Source organism: Streptomyces pseudoechinosporeus (assembly GCF_054783935.1).
In genome coordinates this window covers 36,814-53,495 of record NZ_BAAGPS010000034.1, presented here as the reverse complement: position 1 = coordinate 53,495, position 16,682 = coordinate 36,814, and the positions used below count along the sequence as shown (strand labels likewise).

Annotated in this window: 11 protein-coding genes; 7 read left to right on the top strand and 4 right to left on the bottom strand. The window is 72.0% G+C overall.

The window, feature by feature from the left end; genetic code table 11:
• Window positions 1-72 precede the first annotated feature (72 nt).
• Both ACYVO6_RS30990 and ACYVO6_RS30985 read right to left on the bottom strand, forming a co-directional pair.
• Window positions 73-1,737 (bottom strand): DUF5691 domain-containing protein, encoded by a 1,665-nt coding sequence (locus ACYVO6_RS30990; protein WP_461066960.1) that lies wholly within the window; start codon window positions 1,735-1,737, stop codon window positions 73-75.
• 103 nt (window positions 1,738-1,840) lie between these two features.
• Window positions 1,841-3,205, bottom strand: coding sequence for an SWIM zinc finger family protein (locus tag ACYVO6_RS30985; protein WP_461066958.1), 1,365 nt, complete (start codon window positions 3,203-3,205; stop codon window positions 1,841-1,843).
• 143 nt (window positions 3,206-3,348) lie between these two features.
• Between ACYVO6_RS30985 and ACYVO6_RS30980 the strand changes: the two genes are divergently transcribed.
• From ACYVO6_RS30980 to sucD, 7 genes are all read left to right on the top strand, one after another.
• Window positions 3,349-4,524, top strand: coding sequence for an ATP-binding protein (locus ACYVO6_RS30980; protein WP_461066966.1), 1,176 nt, complete (start codon window positions 3,349-3,351; stop codon window positions 4,522-4,524).
• Complete coding sequence (locus tag ACYVO6_RS30975; protein WP_461066956.1) at window positions 4,521-7,184, top strand: DUF5682 family protein; 2,664 nt, start codon at window positions 4,521-4,523, stop codon at window positions 7,182-7,184. The genes ACYVO6_RS30980 and ACYVO6_RS30975 overlap by 4 nt, the downstream gene beginning before the upstream one ends.
• Window positions 7,181-8,395: a VWA domain-containing protein gene (locus ACYVO6_RS30970; protein WP_461066954.1), complete on the top strand. Its 1,215-nt coding sequence runs from the start codon at window positions 7,181-7,183 to the stop codon at window positions 8,393-8,395. The genes ACYVO6_RS30975 and ACYVO6_RS30970 overlap by 4 nt, the downstream gene beginning before the upstream one ends.
• Before the next feature lie 185 nt (window positions 8,396-8,580).
• The gene (locus ACYVO6_RS30965) at window positions 8,581-9,846 is read left to right on the top strand and encodes a hypothetical protein (RefSeq protein ID WP_461066952.1); all 1,266 of its coding nucleotides are present in this window, start codon (window positions 8,581-8,583) and stop codon (window positions 9,844-9,846) included.
• A 231-nt stretch (window positions 9,847-10,077) separates the two neighbouring features.
• Complete coding sequence (locus tag ACYVO6_RS30960; RefSeq protein ID WP_461066950.1) at window positions 10,078-11,808, top strand: hypothetical protein; 1,731 nt, start codon at window positions 10,078-10,080, stop codon at window positions 11,806-11,808.
• Window positions 11,809-12,257: 449 nt separating this feature from the next.
• Entirely contained in the window at window positions 12,258-13,436 is a 1,179-nt protein-coding gene (sucC, locus tag ACYVO6_RS30955) for an ADP-forming succinate--CoA ligase subunit beta (protein WP_461066948.1), read from the top strand.
• A gap of 22 nt (window positions 13,437-13,458) precedes the next feature.
• The gene (gene sucD / locus ACYVO6_RS30950) at window positions 13,459-14,343 is read left to right on the top strand and encodes a succinate--CoA ligase subunit alpha (protein ID WP_033329097.1); all 885 of its coding nucleotides are present in this window, start codon (window positions 13,459-13,461) and stop codon (window positions 14,341-14,343) included.
• A gap of 118 nt (window positions 14,344-14,461) precedes the next feature.
• Here the strand turns inward: sucD and ACYVO6_RS30945 are convergent, their stop codons facing one another.
• Window positions 14,462-14,860, bottom strand: coding sequence for a hypothetical protein (locus ACYVO6_RS30945; RefSeq protein ID WP_461066946.1), 399 nt, complete (start codon window positions 14,858-14,860; stop codon window positions 14,462-14,464).
• 512 nt (window positions 14,861-15,372) lie between these two features.
• A complete protein-coding gene (locus ACYVO6_RS30940; RefSeq protein WP_461066944.1) occupies window positions 15,373-16,359 on the bottom strand; it encodes an aldo/keto reductase in 987 nt (328 codons plus the stop codon).
• Between the last annotated feature and the right edge of the window lie 323 nt (window positions 16,360-16,682).

The following is a 16,682-nucleotide window of genomic DNA, read 5'->3' as shown; positions in this document are numbered from 1 at the left end:
CTGACGCACCGGCCCACGGCCCCGCACCCACCACCCACCCAGGGGCGCGGGGAACGGCGCGAGCAACCACACTCAACCCGCACCCGACAACGAACCCACCCGCCCAACCGCCGGAGGCAACCCGCCCAATTCAAGTTGCATCGCCGCACGCAACCGCAGCGTCCCCACCAGCCGTTGAAACGACTCCGCCCAGTAGCCCCCGGCACCGGGCGACGCATTCTCCGGCTCGTCGGGTACAGCCATGAGCGCGTCGAGGCGGCCGGCTTCCGATGGGTCAAGGCAGCGTTCGGCCAGCCCCATGACTCCGCTGAAGCTCCATGGATAACTCCCCGCGTCCCGCGCGATGTTGAGCGCGTCCACAACGGCTCGACCCAAGGCTCCCGCCCAGGGGACCGCGCACACCCCGAGCAACTGAAACGCCTCGGACAACCCGTGCACGGCGATGAACCCCGCCACCCACTCCGCTCGCTCGGCGGAGCCCAACGTGCCGAGCAGCTTGGCCCGCTCGGCCAGCGACACCGCTCCCGGCCCTCCGGCCTCCGGCGCCGAGGGTGACCCCAACAGCACCCTGGACCAAGAGGGATCGCTTTGCCGTACGGCCGCCCGGCACCACGCGGCATGCAGTTCGCCCCGCCAGTCGTCCGCCACCGGCAACGCCACGATCTCCTCCGGCGTACGCCCACCGAGCCGCCGAGACCAGGTGGCGAGCGGGGCCGCCTCGACCAACTGGCCGAGCCACCAGGATCGTTCACCTCGGCCGGCCGGAGCCTTGGCCACCACCCCGTCGCGTTCCATGCCCGCATCGCAGGCGTGCGGCGCCTCGACCGTGATCGTGGGCGTGCCGCCTGTGTGATCGACGGCCACGCAGGAGCCGGCGCGGTCCGCCATCCGCCCGGCGAGCGCCGAACCCGGTAGCGCGGACAGCAACTCCGCCGCCGTGGCCCGCACATTGCGGCTCCGGTCGGCCAATGCCTGTTCCAGGAACGGCTCGTCCGCCGCACACAACCCCGTCCGCAGCGAGTCGAGGAACATCAGCCGGTCCTCGGCCCGCTCCGTCGCCCAGGTCGTGGCGAGCAGTTCGCGGGCGGCTGCCGGGTCGTGCGCCCGTATCGCCGCGAGGAGCGCCACCCGCTCGGCGAACAGGCCCTCCTGCCACAACTGCCTTGTCCGTTCGGGTTCTTCGGCGCCGGGCAGCGCGGCTCCGCCGCCCGGTGTCGCACGCAGCGCGAACCGCCAGTCCGGGTTCAGCCGTGCCAGCCACAGCGCCCGCGGCCCCGCGAAGGCCAGCGCCGCCGGCCGTAGATCCGTACGCCCCCTGGCCGCGTCCAGGAGCGCGGGCAGCAGCTCCGGGGGTGCCGCGAACCCGCGCTGGTTCGCCAGAGCGAGCCACTGCGGCAGCAACTCCATGAGGTCGGGCGCCGTTCCTCTGCGGCCGCCGCTGCCCGTGCCGGGCCGGTCGGCGAGCAGCATCGCCAGCCTGCGCGCGGCGGGGCGGGGAAGCGCCGGGCGCGGGTCCTCCGCCGCCGGCTCCGGTCGTGCCACCGCCCGCCCCGGCCGCAATCCGGCCCGCCGCCGCACCGTCTGCACCGCCGCCGCGTCCAGCAGTGCTCCCGGCGCCCCCCGTCCGGGTGCTGTCCCGAGCGGCGTACGCCGCTCGGTCCCGAGCAACGCCACGGTCACGAGCTCCTCCCAGGAGCTCCCGGTGGATGCGTCCGGAGGAGTGAGGGGGCTGTTCATGAGCGTCCCTTCCGTACCAGGTTGAGGGATCCGGGTGAGCTGGTCGGTGGCAGCGAGTTGGTGGCCGAGAGCTCGATGAATGCGCCGGAGGCGAGCGGTGGCGTCAGCACAGTGGCACCGCCTCTCCCACTTCCTCCGGCCACGCCGTGAGTGGTGTGAAGCCGTGGTGGCCGCATTCTCCGAAGACCCTGACCGGGGCTCCGCCCGACAGGGCGACCAGGCGCCACAGACCGGAACGGGACTGGGCGGCAGGGGTGAGGGGGAGCGTCAGCTCGCTGTCGGCGTCCGCCAGTTGCCAGGAGTCGGCGTCCGGGGTCGGTATGACGCGGGCCAGCGTCACCGGGTGGGAGTCCAGCCATGGGTCGTCCCGGAGGGCTTCGCCGTACTGGACCGCCGCCTGCGCCACGCTCACCCCTGGCGGGCGGAGCGTCACGGGCGAAGGGGGCGTGAACTGCTCGCCCAGAGCCACCCGCAGCCGGCCCGCGCCCGGGTACGCCGACACCTCCGCGTCGAGGGCGAGTCCGACGGGCAGTGCCAGTTCGGGTGCGCGGCCGGCAGCCCCGTATGACAGGAGCTGGACCGTGCGTCCTGATTCCGCTCCGTGCAACCAGATGCGGCGTGTCGTGAGGCGGCTGTCCGCCGTGTCGTACTGGGCGAGGACCAGCCAGCGGTCGCGCGTGGCTGGGCCGTCCGCCGAGGCGGGCAGCCCTATCCGGGAACGGACCATCGCCGCGAGTCCTTCCGGCAGTCGCTCGCGGCGCAGCCAGCCCTGGACGAGTAGGTGGAGCAGAGCGCACTCCTCGAGCAGCCGGACCGGCCAGCCGGGCCCTGAGGACGGAATCGCCCCCAACTCCCGTACACGCGCGGCCAGTCCCGGTGCCTGCGCGTCGACCATCCGGGCCGCCGTCTCCTCCCACAGCCCGTACCCCGCCTGCTCCGCCGCGGCCAGACCGCCGCGCAGCAGGTCGGTCAGCCGCTGCTCCAGCTCCGTCGCGCCCGCCGTGATCCGCTCGGCACGCCGCTCCGCCCGGCGCCGCGCCGCCTCCGGATCACCGGCCGGGGCGCCCGATGCCCCGCTCGTCGTCGTCCGCTTCTCCTCCGCGCGCTGCCTTCTCCCCTTTATCCACTGCTCGGCCCAGTCCGGCGCCTGCCCCCGAGGCACGGAGCTGCCTGTGCCGCTCTCGCCCGCCCAGAGCAGCAGCAGTCCCAGTGCGTGCTTGCACGGGAACTTGCGGCTCGGACAACTGCACTTGTACGCGGGCCCCGTCGAGTCCGCGAGGTCGATGACCGTCTGATACGGCTTGCTGCCGCTGCCCCTGCACAGTCCCCATACCGTCCCCTCGTCAGAACTGCCCGCCTCCGACCACGGCCCGGCCGCGCCGAGTTTGCTTCCCGCTTTGCGTGACGCGGAGTCAGGTGCCAGTGCCAGCACCTGATCCGCAGTCCAGCGCACCCCCTGCTGAGTCATGACATCGAAGGTAGGTCCCACCACTGACAATCGGCCCTCGCGAGGGCATTTGTGCAGGTCAGGGCGCATTGTCAGTGGTGTGGTGCAAGGTGGACACCAGATCCGAACCGGCCGACCCGGCCGAGCTGGAGGGGGACCTAGCCATGCCTGTTTCCGTCGACCCGAGCCGCGACCAGTCCGCGCCCGCGAACACGAGCGCGGGGGTGCCTGCGCCCGCGCAGGCACCCGCGGGAGAGAAGGGCGAGGCGCTGCGGCCGCACGCCGAGGACGCGTTCGCCGCCGAGCTCGCCGCGCTAGCCGCGCAGGACGACCGCCCGCGCCCGACCCGGTGGCGGATGTCGCCATGGGCCGTCGCGATGTACCTGCTCGGCGGCACCCTCCCGGACGGCACGGTGATCACACCGAAGTACGTGGGCCCGCGCCGCATCGTCGAGGTCGCCGTCACCACACTCGCCACCGACCGGGCCCTGCTCCTGCTCGGCGTGCCCGGCACGGCGAAGACGTGGGTGTCCGAGCACCTGGCCGCGGCCGTCAGCGGCGACTCGACGCTGCTCGTGCAGGGCACGGCCGGCACGCCGGAGGAGGCGATCCGGTACGGCTGGAACTACGCGCAGTTGCTCGCCAACGGCCCGAGCCGCGACGCGCTGGTGCCCAGCCCCGTCATGCGCGCCATGTCGGAAGGGATGACCGCGCGCGTCGAGGAGCTGACCCGTATCCCCGCCGACGTACAGGACTCGCTCATCACGATCCTGTCGGAAAAGACGTTGCCGATACCGGAACTGGGGTCGGAGGTGCAGGCCGTTCGCGGCTTCAACCTGATCGCGACCGCCAACGACCGCGACCGCGGGGTCAACGACCTGTCCAGCGCCCTGCGCCGCCGCTTCAACACGGTGGTGCTGCCACTGCCGGAGAGCGCCGACGCCGAGGTCGACATCGTCTCGCGCCGGGTCGACCAGATCGGCCGCTCCCTGGACCTGCCGGCCGTGCCCGACGGCATCGACGAGATCCGCCGCGTCGTCACCGTCTTCCGCGAGCTGCGCGACGGCATCACCGCCGACGGCCGTACGAAGCTGAAGTCGCCCAGCGGCACGCTGTCGACCGCGGAGGCCATCTCCGTCGTCACCAATGGGCTTGCCCTGTCCGCCCACTTCGGAGACGGCGTCCTGCGCGCGAGTGACGTCGCCGCCGGCATCCTCGGCGCCGTCGTCCGCGATCCGGCGGCCGACCGCGTCATCTGGCAGGAGTACCTGGAGGCGGTCGTCCGCGAGCGCGACGGCTGGAAGGACTTCTACCGGGCCTGCCGGGAGGTGAGCGCGTGAACGGCTCCTTGCCGGAGGCCACGCGGGCCGAAAGTGCCGGGCGCGGTTCGGGGCCCTTGCTGCTCGGGGTGCGGCACCACGGGCCTGGTTCGGCGCGCGCCGTGCGGGCGGCACTGGAGGCGGCGAACCCTCGGACGGTGCTGATCGAGGGCCCACCGGAGGCCGACGCGCTGATCGCGCTGGCCGCCGAGGAGGGCATGCAGCCGCCCGTCGCGCTCCTCGCGCATGTGGTGGACGAGCCGGGACGGTCGGCGTTCTGGCCACTGGCCGAGTTCTCCCCGGAGTGGGTGGCCATCCGCTGGGCCCTGGAACACGAGGTTCCGGCCCGCTTCATCGACCTCCCCGCCACGCACACGCTGGCGTGGGGGCAGGAGAAGGCGCCCGACGCGTCCGCGGCACCGAACGGGCCGGATACGCCGGACAGCGCTGTGTCCGAGGAGGCCATCCGGATCGATCCGCTCGCCGTGCTCGCCGAGACCGCCGGGTACGACGATCCCGAGCGGTGGTGGGAGGACGTGATCGAGCACCGGGGGGTGCGGTGCGGGGACGCGTTCGGGCCCTTCGAGGTGCTGGGGGAGGCCATGGGCGCCTTGCGGGAGGTGTACGGGAGCGGGGGGCACGAGCGGGATCTCGTGCGGGAGGCGTATATGCGGCTCCAAATGCGAGCGGCGCAGCGGGAGTTCGGGGACGACGTGGCCGTGGTGTGCGGGGCCTGGCATGTGCCCGCGCTGCGGTGGAAGGCGACCGTCGCCGCCGACAAGGCGCTGCTGAAGGGTCTGCCCAAGGCGAAGGTGGACATGACGTGGGTGCCGTGGACGCACCGGCGGCTTGCGCGGGTCAGCGGTTACGGCGCGGGGATCGACTCGCCCGGTTGGTACGGGCATCTGTTCAGCGCCCCCGACCGGCCGATCGAACGCTGGATGACGAAGGTGGCCGGGCTGCTGCGCGACGAGGACCGGCTCGTGTCGTCCGCGCACGTCATCGAGGCGGTGCGGCTCGCCGACACGCTCGCCGCGATGCGGGGCCGGCCGCTGCCGGGACTGACCGAGACCACCGACGCCGTACGGGCCGTCATGTGTGAGGGCTCGGATGTGCCGCTCGCGCTCGTGCACGACCGGCTCGTTGTCGGCGATGTACTGGGCGAGGTGCCCGAGTCGGCGCCCGCGGTGCCGTTGCAGCGTGACCTCGCTCGGATCCAGCGGCGGCTGCGGCTCAAACCGGAGGCGCTGGAGCGGGAGTTGGAGCTCGACCTGCGCAAGGAGAACGACGCCGAGCGCAGCAGGCTGCTGCACCGGCTGCGCATCCTGGGCATCGAGTGGGGCGCGCCTGCGGAGTCGCGGGGGAGCACGGGTACGTTCCGGGAGACCTGGCGGCTGCGCTGGGAGCCGGAGTTGGCTGTGCGGGTCGCCGAGGCCGGGGTGTGGGGCACCACGGTGCTCGCCGCGGCGACCGCGAAGGCAGAGGCGGACGCCGTCGCGGCGAGCGTCCTGGCCGACGTCACCACCCTCGCGGAGCACTGCCTCCTCGCCGAACTTCCGGATGCCCTCCCCGTGGTGATGCGGATCCTCGCGGACCGCGCCGCCCTCGACGCGGACGTCGGCCACCTCGCCCAGGCTCTCCCCGCACTGGTCCGCTCTCTGCGCTACGGCGACGTACGCGGCACGGGCACGCACGCACTGGCCGAGGTCGCCGCGGGCCTCGCCGAACGCGTCTTCGTCGGCCTCCCCCCGGCCTGCGCCGCCCTCGACACGGACGCCGCCGAGGAGATGAGACGACATGTCGATGCGGTGCATGGGGCGGTGGGGCTGCTGGGGGAGGTTCATACGGAGACGTCTGCGGGAGCTGGCTCGGACTCGCGTCCGGCAGCGGCGGCGGTCGGCGCGGAAGTATCCGGCCAGAGGTCGCGCCCGGCGGCTGCGGAGGCCTCCCCGGCAGAGGACGCCGGGACCGGTCCAGGCCCCCGTCCGGAAGCCGACGCGAGGCCTGGCTCCGAGGCAGACGCTGAGGTCGCTACCGAGGCCGACACCGAGGCAGAGACCAAGATTGACATCGACGCCGACGCCGACGTCGAGACCGCCGCCGGCCCTCGCTCCGGCATACGCGGCCGTTGGCACACCGTGCTGCGGACGCTCTCCGCTCGCGACACGATCCCGGGGATCATCCGGGGGCGGGCCGTTCGACTGCTGCTGGACGACGGGGAGCTGGTGGAGGGGGAGGCCGCGCGGCTCATGGGGCTTGTGTTGTCGCCGGGGACGGCGCCGGGGGATGCGGCGGCATGGATCGAGGGGTTCGTCGGCGGAGGCTCCGGGGGCGGGATGCTGCTCGTGCACGACGAGCGACTGCTCGGGCTGGTCGACGCATGGCTGACCGGGGTGCCGGGGGACGCGTTCACGGACGTACTGCCTCTACTGCGGCGGACCTTCTCGGCGTACGAACCCGGGGTGCGGCGCACGCTCGGCGAGCTGGTGCGACGCGGGCCGGGAACGCGAGGGAGCGCCACAGCCACCGGCTCCGCCATACCCGGCTTCGCTCCCGACCTCGACACCGAGCGTGCGGACGCCGTCCTCCCGGTGCTGCGCCTGCTCCTGGGGCTGGACGAGAACGACGCCGCGAACGACAACGACGCGAACGACAACGACCTTGTGGGGGTGGGCCGATGAGCACGGAAGCGACGGGCCGGGCCGGCGCGGCCATCGAGGCCGGTGCCTCCGACGAGCGGCTTCGGCGGTGGCGGCTGGTGCTGGGCGGGGCGGAGGCGGACGGTACCGGGTATGAGCTGGCCGGGCAGGACGCCGGGATGGACGGGGCGTTGGGGGCGCTGTACGGCGCAGGTGCCGGAGCCGCCGGTAAGGGGCGGGCGGGGAAGGACCGGTCGGCGGGGCTGGGGGCCTCCGCGCCGTCGGTCGCCCGGTGGCTGGGGGACATACGGACGTACTTTCCGTCCTCCGTCGTACAGGTCATGCAGCGGGACGCCATCGACCGGCTCGGGCTGTCCACACTGCTGCTGGAGCCGGAGATGCTGGAGGCGGTGGAGGCCGATGTCCACCTGGTCGGCACGTTGCTGTCGCTGAACAAGGCGATGCCCGAGACGACCAAGGAGACCGCACGTGCCGTCGTACGCAAAGTGGTCGAAAACCTGGAGAAGCGGCTCGCGACGCGCACACGGGCCACGCTCACCGGCGCCCTGGACCGCAGTGCCCGTATCAGTCGGCCGCGCCACCACGACATCGACTGGAACCGCACGATCTCGGCCAACCTCAAACACTATCTGCCCGAGTACCGGACCATCGTGCCGGAGCGGCTGATCGGCTATGGGCGCGCGTCCCAGTCCGTGAAGAAGGAGGTCATCCTCTGCATCGACCAGTCGGGTTCGATGGCGGCGTCCGTCGTCTACGCGTCGGTCTTCGGCGCCGTACTGGCCTCGATGCGGTCCATCAGCACCAGACTCGTCGTCTTCGACACGGCTGTCGTCGACCTCACCGATCAGCTCGACGACCCGGTCGACGTCCTCTTCGGCACCCAGCTCGGCGGTGGTACGGACATCAACAGGGCGCTCGCGTACTGCCAGTCGCAGATCACCCGGCCCGCCGACACCGTGGTCGTGCTCATCAGCGACCTCTACGAAGGAGGCATACGGAACGAGATGCTGAAGCGGGTCGCGGCGATGAAGGCGTCCGGGGTGCAGTTCGTGACGCTGCTCGCGCTGTCCGACGAGGGGGCGCCCGCGTACGACCGTGAGCACGCGGCGGCGCTCGCGGCGCTGGACGCACCGGCGTTCGCGTGCACGCCCGACCTGTTCCCGGAGGTGATGGCGGCGGCGATCGAGAAGCGCCCGTTGCCGATACCGGACACCGGGAGTCCGGGGCAGTAAAAGAGGGGCATGCGGGGCTGGTTGGTGGAAACCGGACATGAATGCCCAACGGGAACGGGGGGCTTGCGCAACCTCCCGACTCCCATGCAAGGATCGTCGCGACTTCAACGGTGCGCCGTGTGCCGCCCCGTCCTACCTCGTACCCGCCTCGTCCCGCCGCACGGGAGGCTCTCCCCGTCTTGACCGTGTCGACCCTGTCAGCCGCACTCCCCGGTGCCGCTCTGCGCATGACGCGCACGGCGGGCGGGCGACGTGCGCTGCAAGTGGGGTTGCTGGTGGGCGGGTTGTTCGTGCTCGGGCTGCTCTGCGGAGAGCGGGCGGACGCGGCGGACGGTGCGACTTCGGGTGTGACGGCGACGGGCGTCGTGCGGTCGGTGACGGGTTCGGCCGAGCGGGTGGTGACGGGCTCGGTCGGAGCGGTTGCGCGGGGCGCGGAGCAGTCGCGTGCGGAGAGGGCGAGGCCGAGTTCGGAGCAGCGGTCGGCGACTCCTGAAAGTTCCGGGCCTGGAGCCTCCAGGTCTGAAACGCCCGGGTCTGGTGCCTCCGGCGGCATCGGGCTCAACGGCCTCGCCGGCCTCAGCGACGCCTCGTCCCAAGCCGAAGCCGAAACCAGCCCCGAAGCCGATCCCAGCCCCAGTGCCGGGGCCGATGCCTCGTCCGGTTCCGGCTCGGGGCCCGGTGCCGCGACGCCGTCCCGCCCCCGCACCGTCGACCCCCTGGGTCCCGTCCACAAGGTGACCGCCCCGGTGACCGACCCCGTGACCGACGGAGTCCACCGCGTCGTCCGCCCGGTCACCGAGCAGGTCGTACGCCCCATGACCGAGCAGGTCGTTCAGCCGGTCACCGAGACCGTCATACGACCGGCCGCCGATGGCGTCGTACGGCCTATAGGTGGCCTGGTGGAACAGGTCGTGGGCGGTCGTATTGCCGAGCCCGGGGAGCCCGTGTCGCCGTGGTGGCCGCCCTTGGCTGTACTCCCCGGACTTGAACTGCCCGTTCTCCCGCACCTGCCGCAGTTGCCGGGGCTGCCGGCTCTGCCGGGCGAGACGTTGCCGGTCGGTTCGCAGCCGCAGTTGCCCGGTGGGGCGGCGGAGGAGAACGGGTCGGCCGAGCATGGCGCCGGGGAGCAGTCCGGCGATCGGTCCACGGGCGCGTACGGGCCGCAGTTCAGCGGTGGCCACGTGGCGCCCGATGCCGGCGCTGGTGTGCGCGACAACGACGAGGGTGCGCGGGCCGCGCAGCCGCCCGCGCATCAGGAGCCCGAGAGCGCCCCGAGGGGTGCGTTGGGGCATGGTTCCGCGGCGGACAACGGTTCGTCGCGGCATGGCGACGCGCATGCCGTCGCGTTCAGCAACCGGGCGCAGCTGAGGCTGGTGCCCGGTACCGCCGCGGTGGTGACCGCGGCCGAGACCAGGGACAGGTACCGGGACATTCCGGTTTTCCCCGGCTAGGGCACCCCTTCCCGCGCTGACCTGCCGCGCGGGGGCGGAACAGGTCTGCCCGTCGTCCGGACATCCCTCCGATCTCCGGACACAGCCAACGGGATCCGGACCGGAGCCGCTGCCGTCATCACCGGTCCTCAACTCCCCGGACCGGTACCGAATCGGCACCGCATCCGACACCGGAAGCCCCCCACTCCCGAAGTCCTCAAGTCTCGGTATCCCGAAGGATCTGACGCACGCATGCACAAGAACATTCGCCGTTCCATCGTCATCGCCGCCGGTGTCACCGGCGCGTGGGCGCTCGGCTCAGCCGTCGCCAACGCGGACGAACTGCCCAAGTCGACCGCCTCCGTACCCGACGCGTCCCTCTCCGTGGACGACGCGGTCGGCGACGCGACCGGTACGGTCGACAGCCCCGTCGGCGGGGTGGTCGACGACGTCCTGCACGACGTCTCCAACACTTCCGACACCGCCGACACCTCGACCGTCACGGACACGATCACCGACATCACCGGCGGCACGACCGCCAAGGCGCAGAACACCGCCACCGGTACGACGGTCAAGGCGCACGATGCCGTCACCGGTACCACCACCAGGACAGAGGCGACCGTCTCCGCGAAGGCGAAGGCGGCCGACCAGGCCCGCCAGTACGTCGAGGCCGAGCTGCCCGCTGACGAGGTCGCCCGGGCGAAGGCCGCCGCGCAGGAGGCCAAGTCCGAGGCGGCGAACGCCGTGTCCGACGCCACCCGCCCCCAGGACGAGGTCGACTACCTCTTCGGCCCGCTGTCGACGTTCGCCCCGGAGCTCGAGCAGGCGCTCGCCGCCGCGCAGACGAAGCTCACGGCCACTGAGCGCACCGCGGCGGGCGTACCGTCCAACGCCCGGGCCCAGGCCCGGCAGACCGTCGCCACCGCCGACCGGACGGTCGCGTCCGTGGGCAGGACGGCCGCCCCCGTCGGCACCACGATCGACACCGCCCGCCAGACCGTGAACGGTGCCCCCGCCCGGGTCCAGGCCACCGTCACCTCCCTCCCCTCCACCGTCCAGGGCATCCACGAGACCGCCACCCCGGTCGTCGACGAGACCGCCGCCTCCGCCCTCCCGCCCCTCGCCGCCAACGCCATCCAGGGCGTCACGCCGGTCGCCGGCGAGGCGGTCGGCGGCGTCACCCCCATCGCCGACCAGACCGTCCACGGCGTCGTACCCGTCGCCGGCCAGGCCGTCGGCGGGACGACGGCGCTGGCGTACGGAGTCGTGGCCGACGCGCAGACGTACGCAGGCGGAGTCGCCCAAGACACCACCCCGTACGCGCACGGTGTCGTGGGCGGAGCGCAGACGTACGCGAACGGCGTCGTCGCCGACACCACCCCGTACGCCACCGGCCTCGTAGGCCAGGTCACCGAGGACACCGCCGCCTCCGTCCTCCCGCCCGTCGCCCGTGCCGCCGTGGACGGTGTGGTGCCGGTCGCCGGGCAGGCCGTGGGTGATGCGGGCGTGCTCGCGGACGGTGTCGTCGGTGATGTGCGGCCTTTCGCGGACGGCGTCGTGGGTGACGTTCCGCCGGTCGCGTACGGCGTGGTGGGCCAGGCGGGCCCGTTCGCGCAGGGCGTCGTCGGACAGGCGCCGCCCTTCGCTGAGGGCGTCGTCGGGGCGGTGCGGCCGGTCGTGGACGCCGTCGTCGGTTACGCGCAGCCCGTCGTGCAGGGCGTCGGCGGCAGTGCCACGACGTTGGCGTACGGCGTCGCGGGCGATGTGCAGCCGTTCGCGTACGGCGTCGCCGGCGAGGTCTCCCCGTTCGCGGGCGGTGTCGCCGGGCAGGCCGAGCCCCTCGCGCAGGACCTGACCGGGACCGTCGAGACCGCTGGCGGACCGCTGGTCCACAACGCGGCCACCGGCGTTCAGGGTGTGGCCGAGTCCGTCACCCCGAGCTACCTGCCGGGCGCCGCACACGGCGCCGCGTACGGCATCTGACCGGACCGCCGTACGCCCAGCCGTACGGCACCCGACCGACTCCGCAGGACGACCCGGCACCGGACAGCCGAAAACCGTCGGCTGGCCTGCCGGAAGCCTGCGGACAGGGGCGGGTGGTCCCCAAAGGGGTGGGGACCGTTCGCCACGCAACCCCTGAGTGGCTGTTCGCGCGTTCCTCAGGGGCTGTTCAAGGGGCCTCACCGGGCCAACCCCAGCCTGGTGAGGCCCTGATCAGACCCACAGCGGACCCGCATCTGTGACCGTAATCACCGCTCAGGTGTGATCTGCGATTTACGACCCCGCCGTCAGCGGCGATAGCCTGCGATACGGACATGCCGCGTGCCGGCCACCGTGCCCACGCCCTCCTTGTGACCGCGCAGTCACGTTGCCCTCGCGGCACGCCCACGCAGACCAACGAACCGCGAGATACCTGATAGGGACGGACGCGCGTGGACCTGTTCGAGTACCAGGCGAGGGACCTCTTCGCCAAGCACGGTGTACCGGTGCTGGCCGGTGAAGTCATCGACACGCCTGAGGGGGCGCGCGCGGCGACCGAGCGTCTTGGCGGCAAGTCCGTCGTCAAGGCCCAGGTCAAGGTCGGCGGCCGAGGGAAGGCCGGCGGCGTGAAGCTGGCCGCCACCCCGGACGAGGCCGTCGCCCGCGCGACGGACATCCTCGGCATGGACATCAAGGGCCACACGGTCCACAAGGTGATGATCGCCGAGACGGCTCCCGAGATCCTCGAGGAGTACTACGTCTCGTACCTCCTCGACCGCACCAACCGCACCTTCCTGGCCATGGCGTCCGTACAGGGCGGCGTGGAGATCGAGGTCGTCGCGGAGGAGAACCCCGACGCCCTCGCGAAGGTGCCGGTCGACGCCAATGAGGGCGTCTCGATCGAGAAGGCCCGCGAGATCGTCGCCCAGGCGAAGTTCCCGGCCGAGGTCGCCGACCAGGTCGCCGACATCCTGGTGACGCTGTGGGACACCTTCATCAAGGAGGACGCCCTCCTCGTCGAGGTCAACCCGCTCGCCAAGGTCGCCTCCGGCCAGGTCATCGCCCTCGACGGCAAGGTCTCGCTCGACGAGAACGCCGACTTCCGCCAGCCGGACCACGCGGCGCTGGAGGACAAGGAGGCGGCCGACCCGCTCGAGGCCGCGGCCAAGGCCAAGAACCTCAACTACGTCAAGCTCGACGGCGAGGTCGGCATCATCGGCAACGGCGCGGGTCTCGTCATGAGCACCCTCGACGTGGTCGCGTACGCCGGTGAGAACCACGGTGGCGTCAAGCCCGCCAACTTCCTCGACATCGGCGGCGGCGCCTCCGCCCAGGTCATGGCCAACGGCCTGGAGATCATCCTGGGCGACCCGGCCGTCAAGTCCGTCTTCGTCAACGTCTTCGGTGGCATCACCGCCTGCGACGAGGTCGCCAACGGCATCGTGCAGGCCCTCGCCCTGCTCGCCGAGAAGGGCGAAGAGGTCACCAAGCCGCTGGTCGTGCGCCTCGACGGCAACAACGCGGAGCTGGGTCGCCAGATCCTGTCGGACGCGAACCACCCGCTCGTACAGCGCGTGGACACCATGGACGGCGCGGCCGACAAGGCCGCCGAACTCGCGGCTGCGAAGTAAAGGAAGAGGGACTCAGACCACCATGGCTATCTTCCTCGACAAGGACAGCAAGGTCATCGTCCAGGGCATGACCGGTGCCACGGGCATGAAGCACACCAAGCTCATGCTGGCCGACGGCACGAACATCGTCGGCGGCGTGAACCCGCGCAAGGCCGGCACCTCCGTCGACATTGACGGCAACGAGATCCCGGTCTTCGGCACGGTCGCCGAGGCGATCGAGAAGACGGGCGCCAACGTCTCCGTCCTCTTCGTACCGCCGGCCTTCGCCAAGGCCGCCGTGGTCGAGGCGATCGACGCCGAGATCCCGCTCGCGGTCGTCATCACCGAGGGCATCGCGGTGCACGACTCGGCGGCGTTCTACGCGTACGCGGTCGAGAAGGGCAACAAGACGCGGATCATCGGCCCGAACTGCCCGGGCCTGATCACCCCCGGTCAGTCGAACGCCGGCATCATCCCGGGCGACATCACCAAGCCTGGCCGTATCGGCCTGGTCTCGAAGTCCGGCACGCTGACGTACCAGATGATGTACGAGCTCCGTGACATCGGCTTCTCGTCGGCCGTCGGCATCGGTGGCGACCCGGTCATCGGTACGACGCACATCGACGCGCTCGCCGCGTTCGAGGCCGACCCCGACACCGACCTGATCGTCATGATCGGCGAGATCGGCGGCGACGCCGAGGAGCGTGCGGCCGACTTCATCAAGGCCAACGTGTCGAAGCCGGTCGTCGGTTACGTCGCGGGCTTCACCGCGCCCGAGGGCAAGACGATGGGCCACGCCGGTGCCATCGTCTCCGGTTCCTCCGGTACGGCCGCGGCCAAGAAGGAAGCGCTTGAGGCCGCCGGTGTGAAGGTGGGCAAGACGCCTACGGAGACGGCGAAGCTGGCGCGCGCGATTCTCGCCGGCTGAGGGTCTTTTCCCGGCTGAACGCTGAACGTCGGGTGGGCTCGTATCCCTTGCCGGGATGCGGGCCCATCTTGCGTTTCCAGCCGCCGTTTCCCACAGCGGCGGCGTCTCAGCGGCCGGCTCAGCGGTTCTCTGGGATCAGTCTCTCGGGGCCGTTCGCCGATTCCGACCTGAGCTTTGCCCGTAGGTCCTGCTCTGTGTCGGAGAGTGTGCCGGGGGCCGCTCGGGGTGGTACGCCGTGGACCTTCTCGCCGGGCGGCACCGGAGGTTCGTAGTGGCGCGGGGCCGTTTCGAGGGTGATGGCCGTGGCGGTGATGAGCAGGGTGGTGCAGGCGATGGCCGCGCGGGTCCACTGGCGGGCTCGGCGTTCGCTGCCCGTGCGGACCTTTGCGGGTTTCGGGGCGGTCCGCAGACGCTCCTTGCTCGCCAGTTTCGCCAGGCGGCGTCGTAGCTCCTGTGGATCCGTCAGGTCCGGGAAGTGTTCGGCGATGGCCTCGCGGGCGTGCAGCAGACGGTTCACTGTCGCGGCGGTGCTCGCCGTGCTGGCCGGCGGTCCCCTCGGGGTGGCCGCACTGGCCGACTTCGGCCCCGTCTGGTGGCAGACGGGGCCTGCGGCGGCGGGGTGGGTTGTGGTGGTGGGGCTGCGGGCGTGGCGGTTGCGCGCGCCGCGGGCGCGGAATCCTAAGGACGCGGGCCAAGTCCGGGTGGGCCACGTGGACTTGGCCCACCCGGACTTGGCCCGCGTGGGCTCGGCTCACGTGGCTGCGGCTGCCCCGGCGACGTCGCCGGGAGGCGCCGACTGCCGTCCGCGAGGACCTCGACTTCGAGCCGTACGACTTCCTGCCGGTCGACACCGTCGAATCGTCGGACCCCTTCGCCCCCGGGGCTGGGGTGGGAGGGTTCTCTCCCCCAAGCCCGCCCCTACCCGAAACGGGGGGCTCCGCCCCCGGACCCCCGCAAGGGGGTGGGGGTGACAGTCGTGTCGCGGCTGCGGGACGACGCCGCTTCCAGCGAGGCCGGACGGGCCCCCGATCAGTAGGCCGCGTCCAGCCTCGCCCGCTGGTCCGGTGTCAGTCGCAGGTCCACTGCCGCCAGGTTCTCGTTCAGTTGGGCCACCGAGGAGCAGCCGACCAGGGGGATCGACGGGATGTCGGCGTCGATCAGCCAGGAGATGACCACCTGGTTGACGGTGGCGCCGGTCTCCTCGGCGACCGAGCGGAGTGCCGCCAGACGGGTGGGGGTGCCGGCGTGGTCGAACTCGGGGCCGAGGGGCTTGTCCTCGCGGACGTAACTCCCCTTCAGCAGCGGGGAGTAGGCCACGAGCGTCAGCGCGGGCTCGGTGCGCAGATAGCTGAGCAGGTCGCCGCCGGTCGAGCCCTGGTCGCCGTCCGGCGAGAGCTGGCCGGGCAGATCCGCGCGCCTGCGCAGATAGCTGTGCTGGTACTGGAGGACCTCGTAACCGGGCAGACCGGCCGCCGCGGCGAGGCTGCGGGCCCGCTCCAGGCGCCACGTCCAGTGGTTGCTGGCGCCGAGGAGGCCGACGGTGCCCTCGTCCACGAGTTCCGCGAAGGCCTCGACGGTCTCCCGCAGGGGCACGGTCGGGTCCTCGATGTGGGCGTACAGGAGATCCAGTTTCGGTACGCCGAGCCGTTCGCGGCTGCCCTCCGTCGCCGCGCGGATGGCCTTGGCGGACAGGCCCTCGGGGTTGTCGATGTAGCCGGTGCCGGGGGCGAGCGGGCGCGCGCCCAGCTTCGTCGCGATGACGATCTCGTCGCCGATGCCGCGGCTGCGGCGCCAGCGGCCGAGCAGGGCCTCGCTCTCGCCGCCCTGGGTGCCGTTGACCCAGAACGCGTAGTTGTCGGAGGTATCGATGAAGGTGCCGCCCGCCTCGACGTAGCGGTCGAGGATGGCGAACGAGGTCTCCTCGTCGGTGACGGTGCCGAACAGCATCGCGCCGAGGCTGAGGACGCTTACCTCGCGGCGGGTCTTCGGGTCACTGCCGATCGTGCGGTAGCGCATGTGGGTGTCTTCTCCTTCTGGCCTGCGGGGTGGTGGGCCTTGAGCGGGAGTATGGAAGTTGAAGCGCTCTCCAAGTCAACGGTGGCCTCCGGCGGTTGAGCGGGTGGGTTCGTTGTTGGGTGCGGGTGCGTGGTGGTTGCTCGCGCCGTTCCCCGCGCCCCTTTGGGTCCGTGGGTGGGTCGGGGCCGTGGGCCGGTGCGTCAGCCCGTCGCAGGCCGGGCGTACGACCCTGGGCTGGTACACGGCCCTGGTTCTCCGAGACCGAACCTACGCGACGGGCATACGACGCACCGGCCCACGGCCCCTCCCGCCGGTGGAAGGCT

Bases quoted from the DNA above. Each gene is read 5' to 3' on its own strand.
- ACYVO6_RS30990 (WP_461066960.1), bottom strand. From the start codon at position 1,737: ATGAACAGCCCCCTCACTCCTCCGGACGCATCCACCGGGAGCTCCTGG.
- ACYVO6_RS30985 (WP_461066958.1), bottom strand. From the start codon at position 3,205: ATGACTCAGCAGGGGGTGCGCTGGACTGCGGATCAGGTGCTGGCACTG.
- ACYVO6_RS30980 (WP_461066966.1), top strand. From the start codon at position 3,349: ATGCCTGTTTCCGTCGACCCGAGCCGCGACCAGTCCGCGCCCGCGAAC.
- ACYVO6_RS30970 (WP_461066954.1), top strand. From the start codon at position 7,181: ATGAGCACGGAAGCGACGGGCCGGGCCGGCGCGGCCATCGAGGCCGGT.
- ACYVO6_RS30960 (WP_461066950.1), top strand. From the start codon at position 10,078: ATGCACAAGAACATTCGCCGTTCCATCGTCATCGCCGCCGGTGTCACC.
- sucD (WP_033329097.1), top strand. From the start codon at position 13,459: ATGGCTATCTTCCTCGACAAGGACAGCAAGGTCATCGTCCAGGGCATG.
- ACYVO6_RS30940 (WP_461066944.1), bottom strand. From the start codon at position 16,359: ATGCGCTACCGCACGATCGGCAGTGACCCGAAGACCCGCCGCGAGGTA.